Origin of the sequence: Blastococcus sp. KM273128 (assembly GCF_021698975.1) — a bacterium.
Lineage (GTDB): Bacteria > Actinomycetota > Actinomycetes > Mycobacteriales > Geodermatophilaceae > Blastococcus.
The window spans coordinates 77,946-104,501 of record NZ_SSXA01000014.1 but is presented as its reverse complement, the minus strand read 5'-3'; the positions used below and the strand labels follow the sequence as shown (position 1 = coordinate 104,501).

Sequence of the window (26,556 nt, the reverse complement as noted above, 5' to 3'; positions counted from 1 at the left end):
GAACGACATCGGGCGAACCGTCACACCCCGATGCGATCCTCACACCCCAGCAGGGCAAGAACCCCGACGACGATCAAGCAGGACAAGATCACGAAAGATCCGGGTTAAACACCCTCAGCTCGCCACACGGTCCGTGTCTGCCCTACACCCCAGATCAGACGCCCGCCCCGACTGTGCAATCGCCATGGCTGGTCGCCGCCCATTTCCGGACAATGCAGTTCCCCTGATTTCCGGCCAACACAATTCCCGTGCGAGACGCCCCGACCTCCCGTAACGACTTCTAGATGATATGCGACTGCTCGGAAGTTTCACCGATCCTTGACCATCGCCGATGCATCACCAATGGCAGCGGTCAACCCGCCAAGTACCCCTCCGATGATCGCTGCGAGGCCACTACTCGCCACGACTTCGGGGCCCATCACTGCTGTCATGTAGACCCCTACTGTTGGAGCCGCCAGACTCAGCGCTATGAGCACCGGAACGCATACTAAGAAGCCGGCAGCAATGGTGACAAGACCTTCGAGCCCACGGATTAGGGACACGTCGACACGTCGAACTCCTAGACTTAGATAAAGTCCTACCTCGCTGCGGCGAAAGCCTAGAGAAACGCACCAGATCGCTCCTGCGGCAATACCTCCAAAGACCCAGAGATGCCGCGTTGGACGTTCAATAACCGTCGACACCGGATTGAATGTGAACTGAGATTCGTACAGCACAGGCCTGGGCACTCGGTCGACAGCGGCAGCGTTAGGAGCGACGACTCCCGCTAGCGCTTCAGCCGCTGCAACGCGGCCCGGTTTTGCAAGAATGACGCATACATCCGCGGCTTCACGGCTTGGCTCATGCACGACGGCAGCGGACCCCGCAGAAGCCGGCAGAATCTTGCTCAACTGAATAAGAGCAACGACCGTAGTCGGGGAGCTCGAACCTCCACTATGCAGTTCGTATCTACTCACCCCGGGCGCCAGCCCTAACTGCGCGGCTAGTTCATCTGTACTATACGCGACGGCCCCAGGGGCTTCCTCCGACGCGCCTCCCGTCGCAAATGAAGTCAATCGCAAGGAATGCAATACCTCAAGCAGGCCAGGGCTAACGCTAGCAACTGGAGCACTGAGGGGTGAGGCACTACTCCGCACCATTGTCGCTACGTTCATCGCAACACTTCCCGAAGCCAGTACTGCGCGCGATTCCGCCAGCTTCTCGCATGCATCCACGTTGACAAGTTCATCACCAGCGACAATCATGGCCGTTGCTCCTGCTAGCAGCAGGGCTTCCTCTTGAACGGCGACCTGGTGCACATAGCGAGCGTCCGCAACGCCAGGAGCGAGCAGGGCGATACCTATGGCAAATACCATTGCATAAGCACGAAGTCCCCCGGATAATAACGCGTGACATGCTTCGCGCCATGCCCTTCGAAGCTTCAGCCCCTCAGAGGGATGTCCGCACATACCAGCTCGTCGATCCGGATGATTCGATCACATCGCTCCCAGACCTGAGGATCGTGTGTGGCGACCACGAGTCCGAGCACGGGGTTGGCGAAGAGCCTATCCAGCACATGCTCCGTCGTGACGCGATCCAACTGCCCGGTTGGCTCGTCCGCCAGCACAAAAGGACGTTCGGCAACCAGGGCGCGTGCTATCGCCATCCGCTGGGTCTCGCCACCCGATAGCGTTCGTGCCGGTGCCTCTGCAACCGACGCGAGCCCTACGTCCTTTATCGCCTGCATGGCTCGTTTCGTGCGATATCTGTCCGAGCGTTGATCGAGCAGGGACCCGAGCAGAATGTTCTCCAATACTGTACGGCGCCCCAACGCGTTAGTCGTCTGGAGGATCCACGAAGCATGTGCTCCAACTGGCTTCAGATCGCCCAGCGGATCCCTAAGCTGGACAGAGCCTGAGTTCGGCGGTCTCAGTCCGCCAAGCACGGCGAGCAGCGTCGTCTTGCCGGATCCAGACGGTCCGACTATCGCGGTTGACCGACCACTCTGCAATTGAAGACTCACCGATCTCAATATGACTCTGCCGGGATAGCTCACCGACACAGCATCGGCTCGGAGCGACCAATCCTCACTCATCGCAAGCCGGCTGAGTCGGGAGTTCCCATGGATTGGCAATGACACGCTTTGGCACCCCTGGCGCGTGCTCAAGCAGGACCAATCCCGGCTGCTCGCCTAAGGTAGTCACCCGCGCGACTTTCCCCGGCATGTCGCCTGAGGCGACCTCCACAACACACACGTTGAGCCCGGAGCCGATGAGCGCACCACTCGGGATCGCTAAAGCTTCGAAGGATTCGGGCAGTGTGAGCTGGACTAGAAAGTCTGTTCGCCCAAGCGCCGCGAGAGCTCTAGCAGTGGCCGGTTCGATACGCCCACTGCCCTCTTCATAACTTACCGCGACTCCATCTATCGTTCCGACGAGTCGCTTCCCCCGAGCCACCGGGGCGACACCCGAGCCTTCAGTCACCGTGGCCGTGGCTGACACGATTGCGCCAGCACCAAGGAGTGCATGCTGCGGGATGACGTCCCCCGTCATGACTCGGGACGCGAACGCCGCGCCGTCCTCGGTCCCGATCCAAGCCGTTCCAGCGGCGGCGAGGACCTGGCCATCATTGGCCCGCCCCATTGCCATGTTGTATTTTTGCGCTGCCCTAGAGAACGACGGCGGAGCGATTACTGTTACGTCCCCAGCGTAGAAGCCTAGGGTCTTCAGATACTGAAGGCCGCGCGCGACGTTGGGGCCACGGTCTCCCGGCGCGACGTCCGCAATCAGGGGCGCATCACCGGTGAACGCCACAATCGGACGGTCATCAACCGTGGCAATTACGTCACCGGCGCGCAAGGTACTGGAAGCCGTCACGAATGTAACGGTGCCGCCAACCGGGCTGTACACGGACTGCGACACTACATCCGTCAACTGGATCGTTACGGAGCTAAGCCCAGTTACGGTCACCGACGTCGGAGTTGCAGACTCTAGCTCGACTCTCGTATCCGTTTCGAGCACTGAGATCGCGTCCGTCGAACTCCATGCTCCGTACGTCAAACCGACGAGCGCTATCACGATGGCTCCGAGCGAAATCACGCCTCGCAAGAGTCCGCCCTCCACGCCCAAGCATCTGGGATTCGCCAAGCGTTCCGCCTAAAGGTCCAAGGAGCAGTCAATATCCGCCTCAGGCGTCATGTACCAGTCGTTGAATTGATTGAGTTCAACTGCGTTGCGCACTTCATCCAATGGTGGCGTAACCCCAAGGCTGCGGGCGCAAGCCAGGAATCGGTTGGCTGCTACGATATCTATCCGGGTCCGCTCCTCCTCGGACGGAAGAAACTTGGCCATGTATAGGGTCTGATAGGCGCCCGTGAAACGGTTTTGACACGAGATTTGTCGATATCCAATCTCCGTTTCGGATAACCCTGGCACCGTCGAGGGGTAGCCGTAGACGGGAATTTGCACGCCATACTCAGCAGTTACAACTTGCGGATCGGATGCCTCAATTCCTTGCTCCTTTAAGCAAGCCACTTCGAGCTGTATAAGTCTAACGTACGTTTCAAGTGTCAAATCTTGGGCCCGGAGCGCCTCTACTTGCGCAGAGTCGAGGCCAGCAGCTGTTAGTGACGCGGCGAGTTGCTCAGGATCCACGATGCGCAGGGATGAGTCGAGACCGCGCATTGCGTCCGAATCGATTATCGAGCGGAGCGGATTGCTTGGGTCATACGGCGTGTCGGTGGCGATGGCAGGGCTCTCCACGTTCGTAAACTCGCCCGAGTCCGCGCTACTATAGGTTCCACAGGCTGTCACGAGCACCAGGCTGACAGAGATGAGCGCCCCGAGCTGGAAGCTGGGTTCAGGGCGCATCACCTTGTCGATTGCGTTGGTCATGAGTAGCCGACGCCCCGACCTCTCATGATTTCGGGCTGCGGACTGGAGCGGACATACCGAAGGGTTTCGGTGTACCTCCAACTCGTCCAGTACGACTTCGACCCGCCCTGGGGCCAGTACTCGTGTTGCGCCCCAATTCTTGAGCACTGATAGCCTGTCAGTTCCTTCGTCTCCGAGTAGTCATCGACCGTCTTGATGATGTTCTGGAATGCACAGTTGCCGTAGGCTTGAGCGGGCATGGCAGCCGCCGTTGAGGCGATTGCAAGGGACGTAAGCAGAACGGCGAGAATAGGAAGTCGTCGCTGAGTCATGACTCGGGTAGTTCCTCTCTCTGAGAGATGAGACCACACGCTCCAGCGGGAGCGGTCGTACCAGTCAAGCAGCGGAACAATTGATTGAAGCCGACAGGCGTAGACCCCTAACGCCCATCATCGATCCCGGGGACTGCGGGGAACGCTGGCAGACCCCATCCTGCGTGTCAACCCCTCGCTGCACCCGTCGTCTTCGCAGCCCGCATCCTTCATAGGTCACAATCTAATCAATAATCGCGACTGGGATAGGTGTCGGCAGTTTGATGGCTCTTTACGATTGAGGGTGTAGTCGGGTCCTGAAGCCGCCGGTCTCGAGCAGGCTCCGGGCGATGTAGTTGGTGAGGTTGCGGAAGCCGAGCGCGGAGCCGCGGAGGTGTTCGAGCCTGCCGTTGATCGCCTCGGTCGGTCCGTTGCTGGTGCCGGACCGGTCGAAGTAGGCCAGCACGTCGGCGGCGCGCTTCTTCAGCGTCCGGCCCAGCGTGATGAGCTCGGTCAGCGCGGCCGAGGCATCGCGGCCGAGCGCGTCGATCAGGCTGCTCATCAGCTGCCGGCCCTTGGCCCGGTCGGGCTCACGGTAGGCGCCGATCATGCGTTGGTAGATGCGCCAGGTGGCCTCCACTTGGACGTGGTCGTCGGCGGCGAACAGCGCGGTCAGCCGCTGCTGGCTCCGGTCGGTGAGCAGGCCGGCGCCGGTGTGCAGGACGCGTCGCGCGCGGTAGAGGGGGTTGTCGGCGCGGCCGGGGTGGCCGTGCAGGTCCTGCTGGACCCGACGTCGGCAGCGGTCCAGCGCGTCGCCGGCCAGGCGCACGACGTGGAAGGGGTCCATCACCGCGGTCGGCGGCTGGCGCACGAGCCGCTCGGGTGGCGGCCGACGAGCCCGACCTGTGCCAGGTCCTCGTTACCGCCGACGCGCTGCACTGCCAGCGCGAACACGCCGCCTGGCTGCGCGAGCGCGGCGGGCACTATCTGTTCACCGTCAAAGGCAACCAGCCCACTCTGCGCCGGGCGCTGGCCGTCCTGCCGTGGGCCCAGGCCCCCAGATCCCGGCGCCGGCAGCGCGCCCACGGCCGCACCGAGTCCCGCTCGATCAAGGTCATCGACCTCGAGGGCACCCCGGCCGCCGCGCTGTTCCCGCACGCCACCCGAGCGATCAAGGTCGTCCGCCGGCGCCGGGAGAACCGCACCGGGCGGACCTTCACCGAGATTGTCTACGCGCTCACCTCGCTGACCTACCGCCAGGCCGACCCCGGCCTGCTGGCCGCCTGGATGCAGGGCCACTGGGACATCGAGAACCGGGTCACCACGTCCGCGATGTGACTCAGGGTGAGGACGCCTCCCGCATCCGCACCGGCACCGGCACCGGCACCGGCACCGGCACCGGACCCTAGGTGATGGCCGTGCTGCGCCATACCGCCCTCAACCTGCACCGCCTCGACGGCCACACCAACATCGCCAGCGCCCAACGCCGAGCCGGCTGGCGCGCCGGCAGCGCCTCCGCCAGCCTCACCGCCAGCATGATCGTTACTCGTCCGGCCAGGTCAACCCCGCCAGTCCCGACTTTGCCTCGACCCTGGGGACTGGGCCGCGGGCCCGACGGGGCTCAGGTCAAGCTGCTGGCCGTGATCGATCACCGCCGCGGCCTAATGCTGACCCAGACCGAAGTCGTGGCCGGCCACGAAATCGCCGCCTTCGTCACCGCACTGGACACCCTGCCCTAGCTGCGGAGATGGCTGGTCACCGCCGACGCACTGCACGCCCAGCGCTCGCACGCGGACTACCTGCTCGCCTGCGGCGGGCACTACCTGTTCACGGTCAAGGCCAACCAGCCGACCCTGCACCGGGCGCTGGCCGCCCTGCCCTGGACCGCCGCGCGCAAGGACACCGATCCTGGTGCCCCGCGGCGGCACGGCCGCGACGAGATCCGCACGGTGACCGTGATCGACCTGGCCGGCACGCCCGCTGCAACCCTGTTTCCCGGCGCGGCCCGCGCGCTCAAGGTCGTCCGCCGGCGCACCGACCACACCACCGGCAAGACCTCCACCGAGACCGTCTACGCGATTACCTCCCTCGGTCACCGGTACGCCGACGCGGTGCTGCTGGCCACCTGGCTACGCGGGCACTGGCGGATCCGGACCGCAGAACATGGCCCTGCTGCGCAACACCGCGATCACCATCGCCCGGCTGGCCGGCCGCACCAACATCGCCGCCGCGCAGCGGCACTACAGCTGGACACCCGGCGCCGCCCTCGCCGCCGTCACCGCAGCATGATTAACGGCGTCCTCCCTGGTCAACCGCCATCTCGCGGCTTTGCAATGCTCCTGGGAGTTCTTCTGTCGGTGAGTCAGGCGGTCTCGAGCTCGCGCAGCCGCTGGCTGATCACGCCGGTGATCCCGTCCCCGCGCATGCTCACCCCGTACAGCGCGTCGGCGATCTCCATCGTCCGCTTCTGGTGGGTGATGATGATCAGCTGCGACGTCGACCGCAGCTGCTCCACCAGCACCAGCAGCCGGCCGAGGTTGACGTCGTCCAGCGCCGCCTCGACCTCGTCCAGCACGTAGAACGGCGAGGGCCGGGCGCGGAAGATCGCCACCAGCATCGCGACCGCCGTCAGCGAGCGCTCCCCGCCCGACAGCAGCGAGAGCCGCTTCACCTTCTTGCCCGGCGGCCGCGCCTCCACCTCGACGCCGGTGGTCAGCATGTTCTCCGGGTCGGTGAGCACCAGCCGGCCCGAGCCGCCCGGGAAGAGGGTGGCGAAGACCTGCTCGAACTCCCGCGCCACGTCGGCGAACGCCGCGGCGAAGACGTCGTGGATGCGGCCGTCGACCTCGCGGACGACGGTGAGCAGGTCCTTGCGGGTGGTCTTGAGGTCCTCGAGCTGGGTCGCGAGGAAGGTGTGCCGCTCCTCCAGCGCCGCGAACTCCTCCAGCGCCAGCGGGTTGACCTTGCCGAGCGTGGTCAGGTCCCGCTCGGCCCGGGCCACCCGCCGCTCCTGGACGGCGCGGTCGTAGGGCACCGGCTCCGGCGCTGGCTCCCCCTTCGCCTCGGCCTCGGCCACCTGCTGCGGCGAGGGCGGCACCGGGGCCGCCGGCCCGTACTCGCCGATGAGCGTGGGCAGGTCGACGCCGAACTCCTCGGCCGCCCGGGTCTCCAGCGACTCGATGCGGTAGCGCTGCTCGGTGCGCGCCACCTCGTCGCGGTGCACCTCGTCGGTGAGCCGGTCGAGCTCCGCGGTGGCCGCACGCACCCGGCTGCGCACCTCCAGCAGCTCGGCCTCCGCGCCGCTCCGCGACGACGCCAGCGCGTCCCGTTCCGCGGCCGCGCGCACGAGGGAGCGCTCGAGGGCGGCGAGCGCCGTCCCCGCGTCCCGGCGCACCCGGTCGGCCACCGCGGCACCGCGCTCCCGCGCGACCCGCGCGGCCGCGGCCCGCTCGCGGGCCGCCCGCTCCTGCCGGGCCTGCCGGCGCAGCGACTCGGCCCGCCCCTGCAGGGCGCGGGCCCGCTCCTCGGCGGTGCGGACGGCGAGGCGCGCCTCCGTCTCGGCCTGCCGGGCGGCGGCCACCTCGGCACGCAGCCGGTCGCGCTCCTCGGTCGGCGGCTCCTCCGCCACGGGCGCGGCCTCGGCCTCCGCGAGCTGCTGCTCGAGCCCGGTCAGCGCGGTCTGCGCCTGCTCCAGCGCCTGCTCGGCGCGCACCCGGGCGGCCAGCGAGCGCTCGGCCTCCGAGGCGGCCGAGCGCGCCGCGGCACCGAGCTCGGCCAGCTGCGCGGCGACCGCCGAGCGGCTGCGGTCGGCGGCCTGCCGGGCGGCCAGCGCGGTGTCGACGTCGGCCGAGCGCGCGCGGGCCGTCTCACGGGCCGCGGCCAGTTCCTCGGCGAGCCCGGCCGCCCGCTCCGTCGCGGTCGCGAGCTCGGTGGCCGCCTCGTCCACGCGGGCGCGCAGCTCGAGGTTGGACGGGGCGTCGGTCTGGCCGCCCAGCGCCCAGTCCCCGCCCAGGAGGTCGCCGGTGGCGGTGACCGCCCGGACCCGGGGGTGGGTGCGCACCAGCGCGACGGCCGCGTCCAGGTCGGGCACCAGGGCCACCCGCTCCAGCGCCCGGGCCAGCGCGGGGCGCAGCGCCTCGGGCGCCCGCACCGCGTCCAGCGCCCAGCGGGCGCCGTCCGGCAGCTCCGGCCAGCCGTCCCGCGGCACCGGCGGCAGGCCCCCGGTGACCAGCAGCCCGGCGCGCCCGCCGTCGGTGCGGGTGAGGTGCTGCAGCGCCGCGGCGGCCTCGGCGACACCGGAGACGACGACGGCGTCGGACATCCCGCCCAGCGCGGCGGCCACGGCGACCTCGTCGCCGGGGGTCGCGGTGAGCTGCTCGGTGACCGGGCCGAGCACGCCCGCCAGGCCCGCCCCGAGCACCGCGGCCGCGCCGTCGGCGGGGGTGAGCCCGAGGGCGAGGGCGTCGCGGCGGGCCTGCCAGGAGGCGCGGTCGCGCTCCGCGGCCCGCTCGGTCTCGGCCAGCTCGGTCACCCGGCGGGCGGCGGCGGTGTGCGCGGCGACGGCGTCCTCGTGCGCGGCGACCAGGGCGAGGTCGGTGTCGTCCTGATCGGCGACCTGGCCCCGCCGGTCGGCCAGCTTCTCGTCGGCGGCCTCGGCGCGGTCGGCGGCCTCGGCGGCGGCGACGGTGAGCCGCTCGATCTCCGCCTCGCCGGCGTGCACCCGCGAACGCGCGGCCGCCACCTTCCCGGAGAGCCGGGCCAGCCCCTCGCGGCGGTCGGCGAGCGCCCGGGCGGCGGCGACCCACGCCTTCTCGGCGGCGGCCAGCGCCGTCTCGAGCTCCGCCCGGCCGGCGACGACGGCGGCGAGGCGCTCCCGCTCGGCCTGCAGGCCCGCTGCGAGCTCGGCCTCGGTCGCGGCGACGCGGTCGGCCTCGGCGTCGAGCTGGTCGGGGTCTCGCCCGGTCGCGGCCGACGGGGCCGCGGCGGAGAGGTGCCGGTGCCGCTCGGCGGCGAGCTGGGCGACGCTGCGGAAGCGCTCGCCCAGCGCGGAGAGCCGGTACCAGGTGTCCGAGGCGGCCTGCAGCCGCGGCGCGCTCGCGGCCAGCTCGCTCTCCAGCTCGCCCTCCCGCCGGGAGACGGCGGAGAGCTCGCGCTCGACGACGGCGCGCCGCTGCCGGGCCGCGGTCTCGTCGGCGACGTCCCGGTCGAGGGCGTCGCGCAACTGGACCAGGTCGTCGGCGAGCAGCCGCAGCCGGGCGTCGCGCAGGTCGGCCTGCACGCCGGCGGCGCGGCGCGCGACCTCGGCCTGGCGGCCCAGCGGCTTCAGCTGGCGGCGCAGCTCGGCGGTGAGGTCGGCCAGCCGGTCGAGGTTGGCCTGCATCCCGTCGAGCTTGCGCAGCGCCTTCTCCTTGCGCTTGCGGTGCTTCAGGACGCCGGCGGCCTCCTCGATGAAGGCGCGGCGGTCCTCGGGGCGGCCGGAGAGGACGGCGTCGAGCTGGCCCTGGCCGACGATGACGTGCATCTCGCGGCCGATGCCCGAGTCGCTGAGCAGCTCCTGGACGTCGAGCAGGCGCACCTTGTCGCCGTTGATCTCGTACTCGCTCTCGCCGGAGCGGTACATGCGGCGGGTGATCGACACCTCGGTGTACTCGATCGGCAGCGCGCCGTCGGCGTTGTCGATCGTGAGCGTCACCTCGGCCCGGCCGAGCGCCGGGCGGCCGGCGGTGCCGGCGAAGATGACGTCCTCCATCTTGCCGCCGCGCAGGCTCTTGGCGCCCTGCTCGCCGAGCACCCAGGAGATGGCGTCGACGACGTTGGACTTCCCCGACCCGTTGGGGCCGACGACGGCGGTGATGCCGGGCTCCAGCCGGAGCGTCGTGGCGGACGCGAAGGACTTGAAGCCCTTGAGCGTCAGGCTGGAGAGGTGCACGGGATCAGCACTCTAGCCCGGGATCCCGGGCTGCTGGGTGCCTGCGAGGCCGGTGGTGCGCCTGTGACCGAGCGGTTCCGGGTGCGGCCCCTTCCGGGCACCGCCCCGAGCGTGCGCGGGGCGGGGGGAAGAGGGTCCTTCTTCAGGCGAGCGCGGGCTCGGCGGTGTCGCCCGCCATCGAGAGCAGCTCGTGGGCGATGGCGGCGTCGCGCTGGGCGCGCAGCTCGGCGAGCTCCTGCTCGAGCCGCTGCACCCGGGCCCGCAGTGCGGCGTTCTCCTCGGCTACCCGGAGTTCCACGGGGGTGACGACCGAACCGAACAGGGCCTTGGCCATGGCTGTGACGGCCTTTCGAGAGCGAGAGGGTGTGCCCGCCGCCCCGGTGGACGGTCGGCGCGGGCCGGATGTTCCCAGGGTGACAGCCCCCGACACGCTGGTCAACGGCACGGGGGCAGGGCTCCCGTGTCGGGGGGATGTCGCGTTCGTCACGCCGTGGTGAAGCCCGCCAGCCCCTGTGGGGGCGCGGAGCGGACGTCGACGCCGCTCACCCGTCCCGGCGCGTCCGGCCCGTGGAGGGCGGCCACCAGCTCGCGCACCGCCGGCTCGGGGCCCTCTGCGACCACCTCGACCCGCCCGTCGGGGAGGTTGCGCGCGTGCCCGGCGAGCCCGGCCCGCTGCGCGAGCCCGCGCACGAAGTAGCGGTACCCGACGCCCTGGACACGACCGGAGACCAGCGCCTCGACCCGGACGGTCACGCCCGCCGCGCTCTCGGCCGGGGCTGGCAGGAGGGGCAGCTGTAGCTGGAGCGGTTCATGAACTGCTCCCGGCGGATCGGCGTCCCGCAACGGGGGCACGGCCGGTCCTCCTGCCCGTAGACGGCGAGGAACCGGGAGAAGTACCCGCTCTGCCCGTTGACGTCGACGTACAGCGAGTCGAAGGAGGTGCCGCCCTGCGCGAGCGCCTCGCCCAGGACGTCGCGGACGCCGTCGAGCAGGTCGGCCACCTGTGCCCGGGTGAGGCGGTCGGTGGGGCGGGCGCCGTGCAGGCGGGCCCGCCACAGCGACTCGTCGGCGTAGATGTTGCCCACCCCGCCGATGAGCGTCTGGTCCAGCAGGGCGCGCTTGACCTCGGTGCGGCGCCGGCGCAGCGCCGCGCTGAACGCCTCGACGTCGAAGGACGGGTCGAGGGGGTCGATGGCGATGTGCGCGAGCCGGTCGGGGATCGCCTCCCCGGCGGCCTCCTCCACCGCCAGCCCCCCGAACGTGCGCTGGTCGACGAAGCGCAGCTCGCGGCCGCGGTCGGTGAAGGTGATCCGTGCCCGCAGGTGGGTCTCGTCGGGCGCCGACGGCTTCTCGACGAGCAGCTGCCCGCTCATGCCCAGGTGCCCGACCAGCGCCCGCCCGGACGGCGTCCCGTCGGGCTCGGCCAGCGGCAGCCAGAGGTACTTCCCGCGGCGGTGCGCGGCGGTGACGGTCCGCCCGGTGAGCGCTGCCACGAAGTGGTCGGCGCCCTCGAGGTGCCGGCGGACCGCCCGCGGGTGGTGCACCTCGACGGTGGCGACGGTGCGGCCGGCGACCCACTGCTCCAGCCCCCGGCGCACCACCTCGACCTCGGGTAGCTCCGGCACGGGTCTACTCCTCCGACAGCGCGCGCCAGGCGGCCTCGGCGGCCTCCTGCTCGGCGGCCTTCTTGGTGCGCCCCGTGCCGGTGCCGCGGACGATCCCGGCGAGCAGCACGTCGGCGCGGAAGGTCTTGGCGTGGTCGGGCCCCTCGTCGTCCACCTGGTAGACCGGCGCCCCGAGCCCCTGCGCCGCACCGAGCTCCTGCAGGCTGGTCTTCCAGTCCAGGCCGGCGCCGCGCGTGGCCGCCTCGGCCAGCAGCGGGTCGAACAGCCGGTGGACGATCTCCGCGGCGGTGTCCAGCCCGCAGCCCAGGTGCAGCGCGCCGATGAGCGCCTCGAGCGCGTCGGCGAGGATCGAGTCCTTCTCGCGGCCGCCGGTGGCCTCCTCCCCGCGGCCCAGCAGCAGGTGCGGACCCAGCCCGGCGTCCCCGAGGCGCCGGGCGACGCGGGCCAGCGAGGTCATGTTGACCACGGAGGCACGCAGCTTGGCCAGCTGGCCCTCGGGGAGGTCCGGCTGGCTGCGGTAGAGCTCGTCGGTGACCACCAGGCCGAGCACCGAGTCGCCGAGGAACTCCAGGCGCTCGTTGGTCGGCAGGCCGCCGTTCTCGTAGGCGAAGGACCGGTGGGTCAGCGCCAGCGGCAGCAGCCCGCCCGGCAGCGCGACGCCGAGGGCGTCGAAGAGCCAGCCGGCGGCCCGCTCGGCGTGCTCCGGCCCGCCCGGGGGCTCCGCCGGGACGCGGCCGTCCGCGGCATCCCGGTCAGGATGCGGAGCGGCGGCCGTCGTCCCCATGGCGGTGCGGGAGGTCAGACCGAGAGGACCTGGCGGCCGTCGTACTGCCCGCAGGTCGGGCACGCCTGGTGCGGCGGCTTGAGCTCGCCGCAGGCGCGGTTCGGGCACGGCGACAGGGTCGGCGCGGTGGCCTTCCACTGCGACCGGCGCATGCGGGTGTTGGCCCGCGACATCTTCCGCTTCGGAACGGCCACGTCAGTTCTCCTCTGGGGTGGTGGGTTCGCCGGGGGTGCCCGGCGAGGAAGCGAATTTCTCCGCGAGGGCCGCCCAGCGGGGGTCGGTCACCTCGTGGGTGTGGTCCTCGGGCAGGTCGTCCACCCGCTGGCCGCAGCCGACGCAGAGGCCGCCGCAGTCCTCGGTGCACACCGGCGAGAGCGGCAGGCTCAGCACGATGGTGTCCCGCGCCAGGGGCTCGAGGTCGAGGAAGTCGCCCTCGACCCGGCGCACCTCGTCCTCCTCGCTGGTGGCCTCGGTGGTGCTGCCCGCGTAGGCGTACAGCTCCTGGACGTCGAGGGCCAGCGTGTCCTCCAGGGGCTCGAGGCAGCGGGCGCAGGAGCCGACCACCGGCACCTCCAGGTCACCGGAGACCAGCACGCCCTCCATGACCGACTCCAGCCGGAGCCGCAGGTGGACGTCGGCGCCGCCGGGCACCCGGATCAGCTCCAGGCCCCAGCCGTCGGGCGCCGGCGCCGTGCGGTCGAGCTCGTGCAGGCTGCCCGCGCGCCGGCCCAGCTCCCGGAGGTCGACCTTCCAGGGGTTGGCCGAGGGGCGCCGGTCCTCGGAGGAGGCGGCGCCGGGGTGGTTCCGGGGAGCAGCAGGCATGTCGGTACTCGCGGTCGGGTGCGGGAGGGGTGGTCGGCCGGGCGGGACGCCGAGGGCCGGACCGGTGGTCGAGACTACCCGATCGCCACCACCCACCGAGGTGAGGGACCGGGACGGCAACCGTCCGGGGGCCTGACGGTGCGGGAGGTCTCAGCCGTCCCGGAGGTTGCTGCGCGCCTTGTCGACCGAGCGCAGCATGCGCTCCAGGGTCGCGCCGAACTCGGCGAGGCGGCTGTCGACGTACTCGTCGACCTCGGCCCGCATCTGCGCCGCCTCGGCGTGCGACTGCTCGCCGAGCTCGTCGGCCCGGGCGACGGCGGTGCGGTAGACCTCGGTCTCGGTGATCAGCCGCTCGTGCTCGGCCTGGCCGTCGGCGACGAGCGCGGCCCGGTGCTGCTGCCCCTCGTCGACCAGCGCCTGGGCCTCGGCCTCGGCGTCCAGCAGGAGCTGCTCGGCGTCGGCCCGGGCCTGGGCCAGCAGCTCGTCGCGCTGCCGCCGGGCCGTGCCGATGATCTCGTCGCGCTGCCGCTTGGCCTGGACGAGCAGCTGCTCGCTCTCCGCGCGGGTCCGCCCGGTGAGGCGCTCGGCCTCGGCCTGCGCCTGCTGGAGGATCTCGGTGCGCTGCTCGACGATCGCGCCGGCGGCCTGGACGTCCTCGGGCAGCGACTCGCGCAGGTCGTCGAGCAGGTCGAGCACGTGGTCCCGGGGCACCATGCAGGAGCTCGACATCGGCACGCTGCGGGCGTTCTCGATGACCGTGGTGAGCTCGTCGACGGTCTCGTAGAGGCGGTAGACGACCTCGGTGGTGTGGCCGCGCCCGGGCCGGGTCACGACCGCCCCTCGCGGGCCCGCTCGCGCAGCCGGTCGTCGACGGCCTTGGGCACCAGCCGCGAGACATCGCCACCGAAGCCGGCGATCTGCTTCACCAGGCTGGAGGAGAGATGGCCGACCTGCGGCGCGGTGGGCACGAAGAGCGTCTCGATGGCGGCCAGCTCGCGGTTCATCTGCGCCATCTGCAGCTCGTACTCGAAGTCGCTGACCGCGCGCAGGCCCTTGACGATGACCGGGATGTTCTGGCTGCGGCAGTAGTCGACCAGCAGCCCCTGGAAGCTGTCCACGCGCACGTTGGGCAGGTCGGCGACGGATTCCCGGATCAGCTCCATGCGCTCCGCGACGGAGAACAGCCCCGCCTTGCCGGGGTTCACCAGCACGGCCACGACCAGCTCGTCGTAGAGGCCGGCCGCCCGGTTGATGACGTCGACGTGCCCGTTGGTCACCGGGTCGAAGGAACCTGGGCAGACGGCACGCCTCACGGACGCCGACCGTACCGGAGCACGGCCTCGCCGTAGCGCCGCTCGCGCAGACCTTCCAGGGGTGTCGGCCACTCCCACGCCCGCTCCCGGCTGGGCCGCTCGACCACCACGACGCCGCCGGAGGCCAGCCACTCCCCCGTGACCAGCGCCCGGAGCACCTCGTGCACCTGCTCGGCGGGGACGTCGTACGGCGGGTCGGCGAGCACGACGTCGAACGCCTGCGGCGCCGGGCCGGCGACGACGGTGGGCACGGAGCCGGCCACGACCCGACCGCCGGGCAGCCCGAGGGCCGCCAGGTTGGCCCGCAGCACCGGCAGCACCCGGGGGCCGGACTCGACGAAGACGGCGGTGGCCGCGCCGCGGGAGAGCGCCTCCACGCCGAGCGCGCCCGACCCGGCGTAGAGGTCGAGGACCGCGGCCCCCTCGAGGTCGACCAGCGACCCGAGGGAGTTGAACAGCGCGCCGCGGGCCTTGTCACCGGTGGGCCGGACGCCGGCAGATGGCACCTGCAGCCGCCGGCCACCGGCGACCCCCGCGATGATCCGGGTCACGCCTTCTCGAGCCACTCGGCGCGCTCGTCGCTGGCCAGGGCGGCGACCTCGGCGGCGAGCCCCGGGTGGTCGGCCAGGCCGCGCTCGGTGGCCAGCAGCGCGGTCGCCTCCGCCCGCGCCTGCGCGATCAGCTCCTCGTCCTCCAGCAGCGAGAGCAGCTTGATGCCCGAGCGGCGGCCGGACTGCGCGGCACCGAGGACGTCGCCCTCCCGCCGGGTCTCCAGGTCCAGGCGGGCCAGCTCGAAGCCGTCGGAGGTGGCGGCGACGGCGGCCAGCCGCTGCCCGGTCGGCGAGGACGTCGGGGCCTCGCTGACCAGCAGGCACAGGCCGGCGTGCTTCCCGCGCGCGACCCGGCCGCGCAGCTGGTGCAGCTGGCTGACGCCGAACCGGTCGGCGTCCATGATCACCATGACGGTGGCGTTGGGCACGTCGACCCCGACCTCGACCACGGTGGTGGCGACCAGCACGTCGGTGGCCCCGTCGACGAAGGCGCGCATGACGCCGTCCTTCTCCTCGGGGGTCATCCGCCCGTGCAGGACGTCCAGCCGCAGGCCGGCCAGCGGGCCGGCGCGCAGCGCCTCGGCGACGTCGAGGACGGCGAGCGGGGGCCGACGGTCGCTGCGCCCCTCGTCCTCCGGCGGGGCGCCGTCGGCGTCCTCGGGCTCGTCCCCGGGCACGTCGCCGATCCGGGGGCAGACGACGTAGGCCTGCCGGCCGGCGGCGACCTCCTCGCGCAGCCGCTCCCAGGCGCGGTCGAGCCAGCCGGGCTTCTCCACGACCGGCACCACCGAGCTGGCCACGCCGCCGCGCCCGCTGGGCAGCTGCCGCAGGGTGGAGACCTCGAGGTCGCCGTAGACGGTCATGGCGACGGTCCGCGGGATGGGCGTCGCGGTCATCACCAGCACGTGCGGCGGGCGGCTGCCCTTGGCCCGCAGCGCGTCCCGCTGCTCGACGCCGAACCGGTGCTGCTCGTCGACGACGACGAGCCCGAGGTCGGCGAAGTCCACGCCCTCCTGCAACAGCGCGTGCGTGCCGACGACGATGCCGGCCCGCCCCTCGGCGACCTCGGCGCGGGCCGCGCGGCGGGGCGCGGCCTTGAGCGAGCCGGTGAGCAGGGTGACCCGGGTGCCGGCGGGGTCGCCGTCGAGCTCCCCGGCACGGCCGAGCGGGCCGAGCAGGGCGCGGATCCCGCGGGCGTGCTGGGCGGCGAGCACCTCGGTGGGGGCGAGCAGGGCGGCCTGGCCGCCGGCGTCCACGACCTGCGCCATCGCGCGCAGGGCGACCACCGTCTTGCCCGAGCCCACCTCGCCCTGCAGGAGGCGGTGCATCGGCTGGTCGCGGTCGAGCTCGGCGGCGAGCTCCTCCCCCACCGCGCGCTGCCCGTCGGTGAGCGCGAACGGCAGCGCGGCGTCGACCGCGTCGAGCAGGCCGCCGGGCTTCCGCGGGCGCGCGGTGCCGGGCTCGAGCGCGGCGGCGCGGCGGCGGGCGGCGAGGGTGAGCTGCAGGGTGAGCGCCTCGTCCCACTTCAGCCGGTGCTCGGCGCGCTCGACGTCCTGGGCGGTGGTGGGCCGGTGGATGTCCAGCAGCGCCGCCGGCAGCGAGAGCAGGCCGTGCCGGGTGCGGATCTCCTCGGGCAGCGGGTCGGTGACCAGGTCGGCGAGGTTGCCCGCCCCGCCGAGCAGCAGCTTCACCGACTTCTGGATCACCCAGCTGGAGACGTCCTTGCTCGCCGGGTAGATCGGCACCAGCTCGCGGGCCCAGTCGTCGTCATCGTCGTCGCCGCTGAGCAGGTGCATGTCGGGGTGGGTGAACTGCAGCTTGCCCTGGTAGGTGCCGACGGTGCCGGCGAACATGCCCCACACCCCCGGCGCCAGACGCGCGTGCCGGTGGCTGAAGAAGACGAGCTTCATGGTGCTCGCGCCGTCGCCGACGGTGACCTCGGTGAGGGTGCCGCGCCGCTGCCGCATGGGCCGGGTGCTCACGTTCTTCACCTGGGCGAGCACCGTCACCCGGTCGCCGGGCTGCAGGTCGTCGAGCCGGGCCATCTCGCCGCGCCGCGCGTAGCGGCGGGGGTAGTGGCGCAGCAGGTGGCGCACCGTGTGCAGGCCGAGCTGGTCGGCCATGCCGGTGGCGGTCTTGGGCCCCAGCACCTTGGCCAGCGGGGTCTCCAGGGTCACCGCCACGTCACTCGACCCCGATCTGCAGCGGCAGCGACCCGGGGCCGCCGCCGTAGCGCACCACCTCGACGGTGGGGTGCGCCGACGACAGGTGCGCGCAGACGGCGTCGCCGAGCGCCTCGTCCGGGCCGACGACGAGCGTGGCCATCTCCCCGCCCGCGGAGAGCAGCCGGTCCAGCAGGTCGCACGCGACGGCGGCGTGCTCCGCGCCGATGACGACGACGTCACCCTCGGCGGAGCCCAGCACGTCGCCGGGCCGGCACAGACCTGCGGTGGTCAGCGCCTCCTGGTCGGCGACGGCGAGCTCGGCCCACCGGGTGGCGGCCGACGCCTCCGCCATGCCGATGACGTCGTCGCCGAAACGGCGCTGCGGGTCGGCGACGGCCAGCGCCGCCAGCCCCTGCACCGGCGAGCGGGTGGGCACCACGCCGACCTCGCGGCCGGCCTCGCGCGCCCGCTCCGCGGCCCGGGACGCGGCGGCGTGCAGGCCGGCGTCGTTCGGCAGGACGACCACCTCCTGGGCGCCGGCGGCGACGACCTCGTCGTAGAGGTCGTCCTCGGTGATGCCGCCGGGCTCGCAGACGACGACGCGGGCGCCCTCGGCGCGGAACAGCTCGGCCAGGCCCTCGCTGTGCACCGCCGCGACGACCGCACGCACCCCCGGGACCGGCGCCGCCGGGGGCACCGGCGCCAGCGGGGTGACCGTGATGCGGTGCGGGCGGCCGGCCTCGATGCCCGCCTCGATGGCGGCGCCGACGTCGGCGACGTGCACGTGCACGTTCCACTCGCGGCCGGTCGGGGTGTCGACGCCCACGATGACGAGGCTGTCGCCGAGCCCGGCCAGCCGCTCGTGCAGCCGGGCGACCGAGCCCTCGTCGGCGTCGGCGAGCAGGTACTGGACCTCGCTGCCCGGGCCGGGCGGCGGTTGGTGCGGGGCGTGCACGTGGTCGTGCGGGGGGTGCGCGCGGCGGGTGAGCGCGGGGCGGACCGGCTGGACGCCGGTGACCGTGCGCACCAGGGCGTCCAGGACGAGGGAGAGCCCGGCGCCGCCGGCGTCGACCACCCCGGCCTCGCGCAGCGCGGCGAGCTGGTCGGGCGTGCCTTCCAGCGCGCGGTGCGCGCCGTCGGCCGCGGCCCCGACGACGTCGGCGAGCGTCGTCCGCCCCTCGTCGACGGCGGCGACAGCTGCTTCGCCGGCGGCGCGGGCGACGGTGAGGAAGGTGCCCTCCTCGGGAGCGGCGACGGCGGTGTAGGCGCTCTCGGCGGCCTTGCGCACGGCGGTGGCCAGCACCGGCCCGTCGGCCGGGGGCTGGTCGACCAGCTGATCGGCCAGGCCGCGCAGCAACTGGGCCAGGATCGTGCCGGAGTTGCCGCGCGCGGACAGCACCGCGCCGCGCGCCACGACCGCCCAGGTGGGCTCCCCGGGCGCCGCCTCGTCCAGCGCCGCCAGCGCGCCCTCCGCGGTGTGCAGCAGGTTGGTGCCGGTGTCCCCGTCGGGGACCGGGAAGACGTTGAGGTCGTCGAGCCGCGCCCGGAAGTCGGACAGCGCCTCGACCGCGGCCCGGCACCACTGTCCGACCGCGGCGTCGTCCAGCGCCGTCAGCACGGGAGCAGGCTACCCAGGGGCGCCGACACGCCCCGCCCGCGCGGGCCGCGGGACCCGGCCCGGAGGGCGCTGCGGCACCACCTCCGCCGAGCGGTTAGACTGCTGGACGGTCTTCATGCGGGTGCGCCCTCGCCCCGCCGTCTGCGAACGAATCTTCTGGGAGTGATCAACCGTGGCTGCCAACTGCGATGTGTGTGGCAAGGGCCCCGGTTTCGGTATGTCGGTGTCGCACTCGCACCGCCGCACGCCGCGCCGTTGGAACCCGAACATCCAGTCCGTGCGGGCGCTGATCGCCCCCGGCAACCGTCGCCGGATCAACGCGTGCACCTCGTGCATCCGCGCCGGTAAGGTCGTCCGCGCCTGACGCCGGCGCCCCATGAGGGGCGCGAGCACAGCGAGGAGCCCCGGAGGTCACCGACCTCCGGGGCTCCTCGCATGCGCCCGTACGCCGGGGCGACCGGAACCGCCCGCGTCGGTGCCGCTCTGCCTGTGGCACCGTGCTGCGAACAGCTGTCAGCAGCACGGCCGGTGACCGGAGGGGGCCCGTGGAGATCATCGGCTACATGCTGATCGGCCTGTTGTCGGGCGGGCTCGGCGGATACCTCGTCATCAGGTGGATGCGGGCGAGATCGAAGGGCTGAGTGCCGCCGATGGCGGGCCGAACGGTGACGCCAGTGGTCTACGCAGCGCTTCAGCGGCCGATGCCACGCCCCCGCGCCGCCGTCACCACGAGGTCCACGACGGTCTCCACCGGGAACGCCGTCGCGTCGATGACCAGGTGGTAGAGGCGGGGATCGGCCGGGTCGCGGCGGTAGAAGTGCCGGACGTAGGCCTCGCGCGCGCGGTCGTTGGCCGCCAGCTCCCGCGCCACCTCCTCGCGGGGGCGCCACGACCGGGCCACCGCCGCGGCCAGCCGCCGCTCCCGCGGCCCGTCCAGCCGGACGTGCAGCGCGTCGGCGCGGTCGGCCAGCACCACCATCGCGGCCCGGCCGAGCACCACGCCGCCGTCGCCGGTCGCGATCTCGGCGAGGACCCGCTCGGTCTGCTCCCGGTAGGCCCGGGTGTCGGGCAGCGGCGCCCCCGGCACCACCCCGCCCACCGGGTCGGGCATGGTGCCCAGCGACGCCACCAGCCGCCACAGCCCGCGCACCACGGTCTCGTCGTTGGCCTCGGCCTCCTCGACCGGCACCCCGAGCCGCCCGGCGACCTGGGCGGGTATCGCGCGGTCGTGGAAGGGCAGCCCCAGCCGCTGGGCCACCGCCGGCGCCACCTCGGCCCCCGCGGCGCCATAGGGGGCCGAGATCGTCACGATGCCCACGTCGGCTCCTCCTCGTGCACGAGCAGCTCCTTGCCCAGAAACACGGCCTCCGGCGAGCCGGCGTACACGCCGTAGCCCGGCACGGGCCCGTACCCCAGCTCCCGGTAGAGCGCGACCGCCTCGGGCTGCCGCTCCCCGGTGTTCAGCACCACCGACCGGTGCCCGGCGCGGGCCGCGGTCGCCTCCAGCTCCGCCATCAGCACCTGCGCCAGCCCCCGCCGCCGGAAGCCCGGCGCCACGTAGACCCGCTTGATCTCCGCACCCCCGTCCGGGTGCGCCCGCCACGCCCCGCAGCCGGCGGGCTCCCCCGCGACCTCGGCGACCAGGAACAGCCCGGCCGGTGGCCGGAACTCCGCCGGGTCGACGACGGCCTCGTCGCGGCCGCCGTAGCGCACCACGTACTCCTGCTGCACCGCCTCGACCAGCTCCTGCGCCAGGGGGTCCTCGTAGGGCAGCGCCCGCAGCCGCACGACCGCCCCGTCCCGCAGCAGCTGCTCAGCCGAAGTGCACATGCCCCGCCCTCTCCGCGCCCACGGCCGCCAGCGCGTCGGCGGCGTCCACGCCGTCCACCCGCACGCCGGGCCCCCGCTTGCCCGGCCGCACCAGCCCGACCGGCGTCCAGCCCTCGGGGAGGCGGACCTTGCGCGGGAAGGTGGCCAGCAGCGCGTGGTCCTCCCCGCCGGTGAGCACCCACGCCATCGGGTCCACCCCTAGCGCGGAGCCGACCTGCTGCAGCGGGCCGACCGGCTCCAGGCACGCCTGCGCCAACGCCGCCCGGTCCAGGTCGAGCACGACGCCGCTGGCCTCCGCGATGTGCCCGGCGTCGGCGAGCAGCCCGTCGCTCACGTCGCACATCGCGGTGGCGCCCGCGTCGGCCGCCACCTGCCCCGCCGCGTACGGCGGCGTGGGGCGCCGGTGCGCCGACACCACGGCCAGCGGACTGCTGAACCCGCGGCGCAGCACCGCCAGCCCGGCGGCCGACCACCCCAGCCGCCCGGCCAGCGCGACGACGTCACCGGGTCGCGCGCCCGACCGCAGGACGGGCGCCCGGCCGGCCAGGTCGCCCAGGGCGGTGACCGACAGGACGACGGCGGTGCTGCCGGGTGCGGCGGCCACGGTGTCCCCGCCCACCACGGCGGCCCCCTGGGGTGCGCACTCCTCGGCCAGGCCGGTGGCGACCCCCTCCAGCCAGCTGGTGGGCGTGTCCGGCGGGCAGGCCAGCCCCACCACGAGCGCCGTCGTCCGGGCGCCCATCGCCGCGACGTCGGCGAGGTTGGCGGCGGCCGCCTTGTGGCCGATGTCCTCGGCCGAGGACCAGTCCCGCCGGAAGTGCCGCCCCTCGACCAGCACGTCGGTGGTGGCGACGACCCGGCGGTCGGGGGTGCGCACCACCGCCGCGTCGTCGCCCGGGCCGACGTCGGCGGCCGCCGCGGTGCCCGACCGGGCCAGCACCCGGGCGATGACGCCGAACTCGCCGACGACCCGCACGGTGTCGGCCGGATCGCCGCGCGGGACCAGGGGGCGGGGTCGACTCATCGATGCTCTCCAGTCGCTGCGGTAGGTTGCCGACGAGTCCGCCAGCCGGCGGGGACGACGTCTCGGCACTGTTGCCGGAGGAAGGATCTCCCGTGGTCCACGCCTACATCCTCATCCAGACCGAAGTCGGCAAGGCCGCCCAGGTCGCCAAGACGATCAGCGAGATCAGCGGCGTCACCAAGGCCGAGGACGTCACCGGCCCGTACGACGTGATCGTGCGCGCCGAGGCCGACACGGTCGACGAGCTGGGCCGCCTCGTGGTCGCCCGGGTGCAGTCGGTCGACGGCATCACCCGGACGCTGACCTGCCCGGTCGTCAACATCTGAGCGCTCGCCCCGTGGACCCGCTGCGCCGGGCCGCGATCCTGATCACGGCGGTCACCCTCCCGGTGGTGGTCGCGCTCGTCGTGCTGGTCAACGTGCGCGGCGGGGAGGAGCCCGCCCCGGCGGCCGAGGGGCCGGCCGCCGTCGACGGGGTCACGCCGGTCCGCCCCGAGGACCTGCCGACGCTCGAGCTGGACAGCCCCGAGCTCGGCCCGGAGGCCGAGCAGGCCTGCACCACGCTGATGGGCAACCTGCCGCTGGAGCTGGCCGGCGAGCCCTCGCGCCGGGTGCGCTCCGAGCGCGCCAACGTCTACGCCTGGGGCGAGCCGCCGGTCGTGCTCACCTGCGGCGTCGACCGGCCGGCCGGGTGGACCGTCGAGGCGTCGGCCATCCAGATCAACGGCGTGCAGTGGCACGTCGACACCAGCGACCCCGACGCGACGGTGTGGACGGCGGTCGACCGGCCCGTCTACGTGGAGGTGCGGCTGCCGGCCGGCGTCGACAGCGCCCCGGTGACGGCGCTGACCGTGCCGCTGGCCGAGGCCCTCCCCTACCAGGAGCCGGCGCCTGGCCCCTGAGCGCCCGCGCGCGCTCACGCCGGGGGCAGCAGCGCCAGCTGCTCCTCGAGGACGGCGCCGACCTCCTCGACGGCGGCCGGGACCGACCCGGCCACGGCGGTCACCGACACGCTGAACACGCCGTGCCAGCACCACGCGAACGCCGCGGGGTCGACCAACCCGGCCTCCGGCACGGGCGTCTCCACGGTGAGCAGCCGGCAGTTCGCCGGCAGCTCGGGCGGGTCCACGCTCAGCACGCCGCCGTAGAGCTCGGCGTCGTTGCGGGCCAGCGCCTCGGCGTAGGCGCCGGCGCCGGCGCGCTGCTGGAACTGGTCGACGAAGACGCCGGTCATCGGGCCGGACTCCCGCCCCCAGAAGCGCTCCCAGCCGTAGCGGTAGCCGTAGTCGTCGAGCACCGCGAGCTCGCGCTCCGGGTCCGGCGCGTACGCGGCGACGTCCTCCAGCCGCTTGGCGCCGGCCGGCGGCTCCAGCTCGTCGTCGGGCAGCCGCGGCAGGCCCGAGGGCACCTTCCGGACGACGAGCTCCTCCAGCTCCTGCGGCGAGGAGGGCCGGTCCGAGGGCGGGGCGGCGGTGGGGACGCCCTCGACCGCGCGCCCGCAGGCGGCGAGCAGGCAGGCGGTGAGGAGGACCGCCGGGGCGACCCGGGAGCCGGTGGCGGCTCCGCCACGGCCCGGCCGCCCGGCGGTCACCGGCCCGGCCGTGCGCCGCCGGCGAGCGCCCCGCTCACCAGGCGGTCCACGAGCTCGGCGAACTCCACCCCGCTGGCCGCCCACATGCGGGCGAACATCGAGATCGGCGTGAAGCCGGGCATCGTGTTGACCTCGTTGACCACCAGCCGGTCCGCGCCGTCGGGCCCGGGAGCCAGGAAGAAGTCGACGCGGGCCAGCCCGCGGCAGTCCAGCGCCAGGTAGGCGCGGCGCGCGGTGTCCTGCACCGCGGCGAGCTGCCCGGGCGTGAGGTCGGCCGGGATGTCGAACTCCGCGGCGTCGTCGAGGTACTTGGCGGCGAAGTCGTACCAGTCCACGCCCGGCCGCAGCCGGATCTCGGCGGGCAGGCTCGCCTCCGGCAGGCCCCCGCCGCGCGCGGCGAGCACGCCGCACTCGATCTCCCGGCCGGGGACGGCGGCCTCCACGATCACCTTCGGGTCGACCGCCGCGGCCGCGGCGACCGCGGCCGGGAACTGCGCCCAGTCGGTGACCTTGCTGATGCCGATGCTGGAGCCGGCGCGGGCAGGCTTGACGAACACCGGCAGGCCCAGCCGCTCGCGTTCGGCCTCGCCGAGGAGGGCGGCGTCCGCGCACACCGCGCCGTGCTCGTCGCGCAGCACGACGTGGTCGCCCTGCGGCAGTCCGGCGGCGGCGAGCAGCTTCTTGGTGAACTCCTTGTCCATGGACGCGGCGCTGGCGAACACCCCGGAGCCCACGTAGGGCAGCCCGGTCATCTCCAGCAGGCCCTGGACCGTGCCGTCCTCGCCGAAGGCCCCGTGCAGCACCGGGAAGACGACGTCGACCTCGGTGAGCGCCCGCCCGACCGCCGCGCCGGGCTCGAGGACGGCCAGCCCGCGGGCCTCGGGGTCGCCGACGAGGGAGACCGCGGTGCCGCCGGTGACCTCGGGCAGCGCGCCGTCGGTGAGGGCGAGCCGCTGGCCGGGGTCGGGCAGCACCCAGCGGCCGTCCTTGGCGATGCCGACCGGCACCACCTCGTAGCGCTCGGGGTCCAGCGCGGCCATCACGCTCCCGGCCGAGATGCAGGAGATGGCGTGCTCCTCGCTGCGCCCGCCGAAGACGACCGCCACCCGCACCCTGCCCTGCTGTCCGCTCATCGGGGCGACCCTAACCGAGGGCCTGACCCGGCCTCCGCCGCGTCGCCGGTGCACACGCCGGTCCGCCGGGCCGGCCCGGGTGTGGCAGCCTCGTCGCCGTGCACGACGACCCAGCCCACCTGACCGCACCCGGGGCCGCGCGCACCACCGACGGGCCCCGGCACCCGCTGGGGCTGCGCCTGGCCGGCGCCGCGGTGCACCTGTACACCGCCAGCGGTTCGGTGCTCGGCCTGCTCATCGTCCTGGCCGCCTTCGACGGCGCGGTGGAGACCGCGCTGTGGCTGATCCTCGCGACGCTGTTCGTCGACGGCACCGACGGGATGCTGGCCCGGCGGTTCCGCGTCAAGGAGACGATCCCCTGGTTCGACGGCGCCCGGATGGACGACATCGTCGACTACCTGACCTACGTCTTCGCGCCCGTCGTGCTGCTCTGGACGACCGACCGGATGCCCGGCGGCGCGCTCGGCTGGGTGCTGGCCGCGCTGCCGCTGCTGGCCTCCTGCTACCAGTTCTGCCGCGTCGACGCGAAGACCGAGGACCACTACTTCCTCGGCTTCCCCAGCTACTGGAACGTGGCGGCGTTCTACGCGATCGTCCTCGACGTCGGCCCCACCGGCGTCGGCGTGACGCTCGCCGTCCTCACCGTGCTGGTGTTCGTGCCGGTCAAGTACGTCTACCCCTCGCGCACCAAGCTGCTGCGCGGGCTCAACCTGGGGCTGGCGGCGGTCTGGCTCGTCGCCTTCGCCGTGCTGATCGCCCAGTACCCCGACCCGGAGCCGCTGGTCGTCGTGCTGAGCATGGTCTACCTGGCCTACTACTTCGGCGTCAGCATCTGGCTCACCGTGGCCGGCGCGCGCCGCCGGCCCGCGTCAGCCGACGGCGTCGAGCGCGCGGGATAGGTCGGCGACCAGGTCCGCGGTGTCTTCGATGCCGCAGGAGAACCGCACGAAGCCCGCGGGGACGGCGTCGCCACCCCACTGTGCCCGCCGGTCGATGGTGCTGTGCACGCCGCCGAAGCTCGTCGCCGCGGCCCACAGCCGGCTGGCGCCCAGCAGCCGCGAGACGGCGGCCTCGTCGGGCAGCTCCGCGGAGACCACGCCGTTCGGGCGGAGCATCTGCCGGGAGGCGAGCGCGAACGCCGGGTCGTCCGCCCGCCACGGCCAGCGCAGCCCGGTGACGGCGGGGTGCCCGGCGAGCAGCTCGGCCACCGCCGCCGCGTTCTCCGCCTGGCGGGCCAGCCGCAGGTCCAGGGTGCTCATCGAGCGGTGCCCCAGCCAGGCCTCGAAGGGGCCCGGCGTGCTGCCGGTGCGGTCGCGGAAGCCCTTCACCGCGGCGTGCAGCTCGTCGTCGGTGACCGACACGTGCCCGAGCAGCACGTCGCTGTGCCCGGTGAGCGCCTTGGTGTCGCTGCCGACGGTGAGGTCGGCACCCAGCGCCAGCGGCCGCTGGCCGAGCGGCGTCGCGGTGGTGTTGTCGACCGCCACCAGGGCGCCCGCGGCGTGCGCGGCCGCGGCGACGGCCGCGATGTCGCAGACGTCGAGCTGCGGGTTGCTGGGCGTCTCCAGCAGCACCATCCGGGCGCCGGCGAGCCCGCCACCGGCCGCCACCCGCTCGATCTCCGGCGTCGCCACGTACTGCACCTCGACGCCGAACCGGGTCAGCTCCTGCGCGGCCAGCATGCGGGTGGCGTAGTAGCCGTCCGACGGCAGGACCACCCGGTCCCCGCTGCGGACGCAGGCCAGGACGGCGGCGGTGAGCGCCGCCATGCCGGTGGCGAAGGAGAGGCAGCGGCCGCCGTCGAGCTCCCCGACGGCGTCCTCGAAGTGCCGCAGCGTGGGTTGCTCGGTCCGCGCGTAGGCGTCGGCGCCGCCGGAGCGCGGGGGCTGGTCGCCGAGGTGGAAGGGCGCGGCGAACACCGGTGAGGGCCGCAGCGGCGCACCGGGCACCGCCGGGTCCTCCCCGGCGCGCACCGACCTGGTCCCGTCGCCCCACACGTCGTCCACGACCGGT

At 73.2% G+C, this 26,556-nt stretch carries 28 protein-coding genes and 1 pseudogene; 7 read left to right on the top strand and 22 right to left on the bottom strand.

Features of this window, described 5'->3' with window-relative positions:
• Window positions 1–1,420: 1,420 nt before the first annotated feature.
• From E9529_RS22950 to E9529_RS06665, 4 genes and pseudogenes are all read right to left on the bottom strand, one after another.
• The gene (locus E9529_RS22950; protein WP_374201315.1) at window positions 1,421–2,074 is read right to left on the bottom strand and encodes an ABC transporter ATP-binding protein; all 654 of its coding nucleotides are present in this window, start codon (window positions 2,072–2,074) and stop codon (window positions 1,421–1,423) included.
• Entirely contained in the window at window positions 2,067–3,077 is a 1,011-nt protein-coding gene (locus tag E9529_RS06675) for a hypothetical protein (RefSeq protein WP_236830341.1), read from the bottom strand. Before E9529_RS06675 ends, E9529_RS22950 begins: the two co-directional genes overlap by 8 nt.
• Window positions 3,078–3,134: 57 nt before the next feature.
• Entirely contained in the window at window positions 3,135–3,872 is a 738-nt protein-coding gene (locus E9529_RS06670) for a hypothetical protein (RefSeq protein WP_236830340.1), read from the bottom strand.
• 582 nt (window positions 3,873–4,454) lie between these two features.
• Window positions 4,455–5,012 (bottom strand): annotated as a pseudogene (locus E9529_RS06665) (transposase); the annotation flags it as partial.
• A gap of 32 nt (window positions 5,013–5,044) precedes the next feature.
• Here E9529_RS06665 and E9529_RS06660 point away from each other — a divergent pair.
• From E9529_RS06660 to E9529_RS21885, 3 genes are all read left to right on the top strand, one after another.
• Window positions 5,045–5,500 carry an ISAs1 family transposase gene (locus tag E9529_RS06660; RefSeq protein WP_236830339.1) on the top strand — a complete coding sequence of 152 codons (456 nt, stop codon included), beginning with the start codon at window positions 5,045–5,047 and terminating at the stop codon, window positions 5,498–5,500.
• 74 nt (window positions 5,501–5,574) lie between these two features.
• The gene (locus E9529_RS06655; protein WP_236830338.1) at window positions 5,575–5,901 is read left to right on the top strand and encodes a hypothetical protein; all 327 of its coding nucleotides are present in this window, start codon (window positions 5,575–5,577) and stop codon (window positions 5,899–5,901) included.
• A 424-nt stretch (window positions 5,902–6,325) separates the two neighbouring features.
• Window positions 6,326–6,451, top strand: a complete 126-nt coding sequence (locus tag E9529_RS21885; RefSeq protein ID WP_255708411.1) for a hypothetical protein — start codon at window positions 6,326–6,328, stop codon at window positions 6,449–6,451.
• Between the two features lie 73 nt (window positions 6,452–6,524).
• Here the strand turns inward: E9529_RS21885 and smc are convergent, their stop codons facing one another.
• The 12 genes from smc to E9529_RS06595 form a co-directional block, all read right to left on the bottom strand.
• Window positions 6,525–10,091: a chromosome segregation protein SMC gene (gene smc / locus E9529_RS06650; RefSeq protein WP_236830337.1), complete on the bottom strand. Its 3,567-nt coding sequence runs from the start codon at window positions 10,089–10,091 to the stop codon at window positions 6,525–6,527.
• Window positions 10,092–10,233: 142 nt separating this feature from the next.
• Window positions 10,234–10,425 carry a hypothetical protein gene (locus tag E9529_RS06645; protein ID WP_236830336.1) on the bottom strand — a complete coding sequence of 64 codons (192 nt, stop codon included), beginning with the start codon at window positions 10,423–10,425 and terminating at the stop codon, window positions 10,234–10,236.
• 149 nt (window positions 10,426–10,574) lie between these two features.
• Window positions 10,575–10,844 (bottom strand): acylphosphatase, encoded by a 270-nt coding sequence (locus tag E9529_RS06640; RefSeq protein WP_236830335.1) that lies wholly within the window; start codon window positions 10,842–10,844, stop codon window positions 10,575–10,577.
• Complete coding sequence (gene mutM / locus E9529_RS06635) at window positions 10,841–11,716, bottom strand: bifunctional DNA-formamidopyrimidine glycosylase/DNA-(apurinic or apyrimidinic site) lyase (RefSeq protein WP_236830334.1); 876 nt, start codon at window positions 11,714–11,716, stop codon at window positions 10,841–10,843. The genes E9529_RS06640 and mutM overlap by 4 nt, the downstream gene beginning before the upstream one ends.
• Window positions 11,717–11,720: 4 nt before the next feature.
• Entirely contained in the window at window positions 11,721–12,500 is a 780-nt protein-coding gene (gene rnc / locus E9529_RS06630) for a ribonuclease III (protein WP_236830333.1), read from the bottom strand.
• Between the two features lie 14 nt (window positions 12,501–12,514).
• Complete coding sequence (gene rpmF, locus E9529_RS06625) at window positions 12,515–12,694, bottom strand: 50S ribosomal protein L32 (RefSeq protein ID WP_014377519.1); 180 nt, start codon at window positions 12,692–12,694, stop codon at window positions 12,515–12,517.
• Window position 12,695: 1 nt separating this feature from the next.
• The gene (locus E9529_RS06620; RefSeq protein WP_236830332.1) at window positions 12,696–13,322 is read right to left on the bottom strand and encodes a DUF177 domain-containing protein; all 627 of its coding nucleotides are present in this window, start codon (window positions 13,320–13,322) and stop codon (window positions 12,696–12,698) included.
• A gap of 150 nt (window positions 13,323–13,472) precedes the next feature.
• A complete protein-coding gene (locus E9529_RS06615; protein WP_236830331.1) occupies window positions 13,473–14,153 on the bottom strand; it encodes a hypothetical protein in 681 nt (226 codons plus the stop codon).
• The gene (coaD, locus tag E9529_RS06610) at window positions 14,150–14,635 is read right to left on the bottom strand and encodes a pantetheine-phosphate adenylyltransferase (protein ID WP_236830330.1); all 486 of its coding nucleotides are present in this window, start codon (window positions 14,633–14,635) and stop codon (window positions 14,150–14,152) included. Before coaD ends, E9529_RS06615 begins: the two co-directional genes overlap by 4 nt.
• Window positions 14,632–15,186 (bottom strand): 16S rRNA (guanine(966)-N(2))-methyltransferase RsmD, encoded by a 555-nt coding sequence (rsmD, locus tag E9529_RS06605; RefSeq protein ID WP_236830329.1) that lies wholly within the window; start codon window positions 15,184–15,186, stop codon window positions 14,632–14,634. The genes coaD and rsmD overlap by 4 nt, the downstream gene beginning before the upstream one ends.
• On the bottom strand, window positions 15,183–17,369 hold the full coding sequence (recG, locus tag E9529_RS06600) for an ATP-dependent DNA helicase RecG (RefSeq protein ID WP_236830328.1): 2,187 nt from the start codon (window positions 17,367–17,369) through the stop codon (window positions 15,183–15,185). Before recG ends, rsmD begins: the two co-directional genes overlap by 4 nt.
• A gap of 1 nt (window position 17,370) precedes the next feature.
• Window positions 17,371–18,969, bottom strand: a complete 1,599-nt coding sequence (locus E9529_RS06595; RefSeq protein ID WP_236830327.1) for a DAK2 domain-containing protein — start codon at window positions 18,967–18,969, stop codon at window positions 17,371–17,373.
• A 172-nt stretch (window positions 18,970–19,141) separates the two neighbouring features.
• On the opposite strand from E9529_RS06595, the gene rpmB reads away from it, so the two are divergent.
• Complete coding sequence (gene rpmB / locus E9529_RS06590; RefSeq protein WP_104523111.1) at window positions 19,142–19,333, top strand: 50S ribosomal protein L28; 192 nt, start codon at window positions 19,142–19,144, stop codon at window positions 19,331–19,333.
• A gap of 327 nt (window positions 19,334–19,660) precedes the next feature.
• Here rpmB and E9529_RS06585 read toward each other — a convergent pair whose 3' ends face one another.
• From E9529_RS06585 to E9529_RS06575, 3 genes are read right to left on the bottom strand one after another with little or no spacing between them, the layout of a single operon-like run.
• The gene (locus E9529_RS06585) at window positions 19,661–20,287 is read right to left on the bottom strand and encodes an AAA family ATPase (RefSeq protein WP_236830326.1); all 627 of its coding nucleotides are present in this window, start codon (window positions 20,285–20,287) and stop codon (window positions 19,661–19,663) included.
• Window positions 20,275–20,799, bottom strand: a complete 525-nt coding sequence (locus E9529_RS06580) for a GNAT family N-acetyltransferase (RefSeq protein ID WP_236830325.1) — start codon at window positions 20,797–20,799, stop codon at window positions 20,275–20,277. The genes E9529_RS06585 and E9529_RS06580 overlap by 13 nt, the downstream gene beginning before the upstream one ends.
• Window positions 20,783–21,823, bottom strand: a complete 1,041-nt coding sequence (locus E9529_RS06575) for a thiamine-phosphate kinase (RefSeq protein WP_236830324.1) — start codon at window positions 21,821–21,823, stop codon at window positions 20,783–20,785. Before E9529_RS06575 ends, E9529_RS06580 begins: the two co-directional genes overlap by 17 nt.
• 92 nt (window positions 21,824–21,915) lie before the next feature.
• Here E9529_RS06575 and E9529_RS06570 point away from each other — a divergent pair, with 92 nt between their 5' ends.
• Both E9529_RS06570 and E9529_RS06565 read left to right on the top strand, forming a co-directional pair.
• A complete protein-coding gene (locus E9529_RS06570) occupies window positions 21,916–22,149 on the top strand; it encodes an Lrp/AsnC ligand binding domain-containing protein (protein ID WP_236824589.1) in 234 nt (77 codons plus the stop codon).
• An 11-nt stretch (window positions 22,150–22,160) separates the two neighbouring features.
• Window positions 22,161–22,724, top strand: a complete 564-nt coding sequence (locus tag E9529_RS06565; RefSeq protein ID WP_236830323.1) for a DUF3515 domain-containing protein — start codon at window positions 22,161–22,163, stop codon at window positions 22,722–22,724.
• A 14-nt stretch (window positions 22,725–22,738) separates the two neighbouring features.
• Here E9529_RS06565 and E9529_RS06560 read toward each other — a convergent pair whose 3' ends face one another.
• Entirely contained in the window at window positions 22,739–23,413 is a 675-nt protein-coding gene (locus E9529_RS06560; RefSeq protein WP_236830322.1) for a hypothetical protein, read from the bottom strand.
• Complete coding sequence (locus E9529_RS06555) at window positions 23,410–24,546, bottom strand: D-alanine--D-alanine ligase family protein (protein WP_236830321.1); 1,137 nt, start codon at window positions 24,544–24,546, stop codon at window positions 23,410–23,412. Before E9529_RS06555 ends, E9529_RS06560 begins: the two co-directional genes overlap by 4 nt.
• A 98-nt stretch (window positions 24,547–24,644) precedes the next feature.
• Here E9529_RS06555 and E9529_RS06550 point away from each other — a divergent pair, with 98 nt between their 5' ends.
• Window positions 24,645–25,445 (top strand): phosphatidylcholine/phosphatidylserine synthase, encoded by an 801-nt coding sequence (locus E9529_RS06550; RefSeq protein ID WP_236830320.1) that lies wholly within the window; start codon window positions 24,645–24,647, stop codon window positions 25,443–25,445.
• On the opposite strand, the gene E9529_RS06545 is transcribed toward E9529_RS06550, so the two are convergent.
• Complete coding sequence (locus E9529_RS06545; protein ID WP_236830319.1) at window positions 25,416–26,549, bottom strand: cystathionine gamma-lyase; 1,134 nt, start codon at window positions 26,547–26,549, stop codon at window positions 25,416–25,418. The two genes, E9529_RS06550 and E9529_RS06545, sit on opposite strands and share 30 nt — an antisense overlap.
• Window positions 26,550–26,556: the final 7 nt, after the last annotated feature.

Excerpts from the sequence above, each read along its gene's own strand:
- E9529_RS22950 (WP_374201315.1), bottom strand. The coding sequence starts at position 2,074 with ATGAGTGAGGATTGGTCGCTCCGAGCCGATGCTGTGTCGGTGAGCTAT.
- E9529_RS06670 (WP_236830340.1), bottom strand. The coding sequence starts at position 3,872 with ATGACCAACGCAATCGACAAGGTGATGCGCCCTGAACCCAGCTTCCAG.
- E9529_RS06655 (WP_236830338.1), top strand. The coding sequence starts at position 5,575 with ATGGCCGTGCTGCGCCATACCGCCCTCAACCTGCACCGCCTCGACGGC.
- E9529_RS21885 (WP_255708411.1), top strand. The coding sequence starts at position 6,326 with ATGGCCCTGCTGCGCAACACCGCGATCACCATCGCCCGGCTGGCCGGC.
- E9529_RS06645 (WP_236830336.1), bottom strand. The coding sequence starts at position 10,425 with ATGGCCAAGGCCCTGTTCGGTTCGGTCGTCACCCCCGTGGAACTCCGG.
- rnc (WP_236830333.1), bottom strand. The coding sequence starts at position 12,500 with ATGGGGACGACGGCCGCCGCTCCGCATCCTGACCGGGATGCCGCGGAC.
- E9529_RS06620 (WP_236830332.1), bottom strand. The coding sequence starts at position 13,322 with ATGCCTGCTGCTCCCCGGAACCACCCCGGCGCCGCCTCCTCCGAGGAC.
- E9529_RS06580 (WP_236830325.1), bottom strand. The coding sequence starts at position 20,799 with ATGTGCACTTCGGCTGAGCAGCTGCTGCGGGACGGGGCGGTCGTGCGG.
- E9529_RS06575 (WP_236830324.1), bottom strand. The coding sequence starts at position 21,823 with ATGAGTCGACCCCGCCCCCTGGTCCCGCGCGGCGATCCGGCCGACACC.
- E9529_RS06555 (WP_236830321.1), bottom strand. The coding sequence starts at position 24,546 with ATGAGCGGACAGCAGGGCAGGGTGCGGGTGGCGGTCGTCTTCGGCGGG.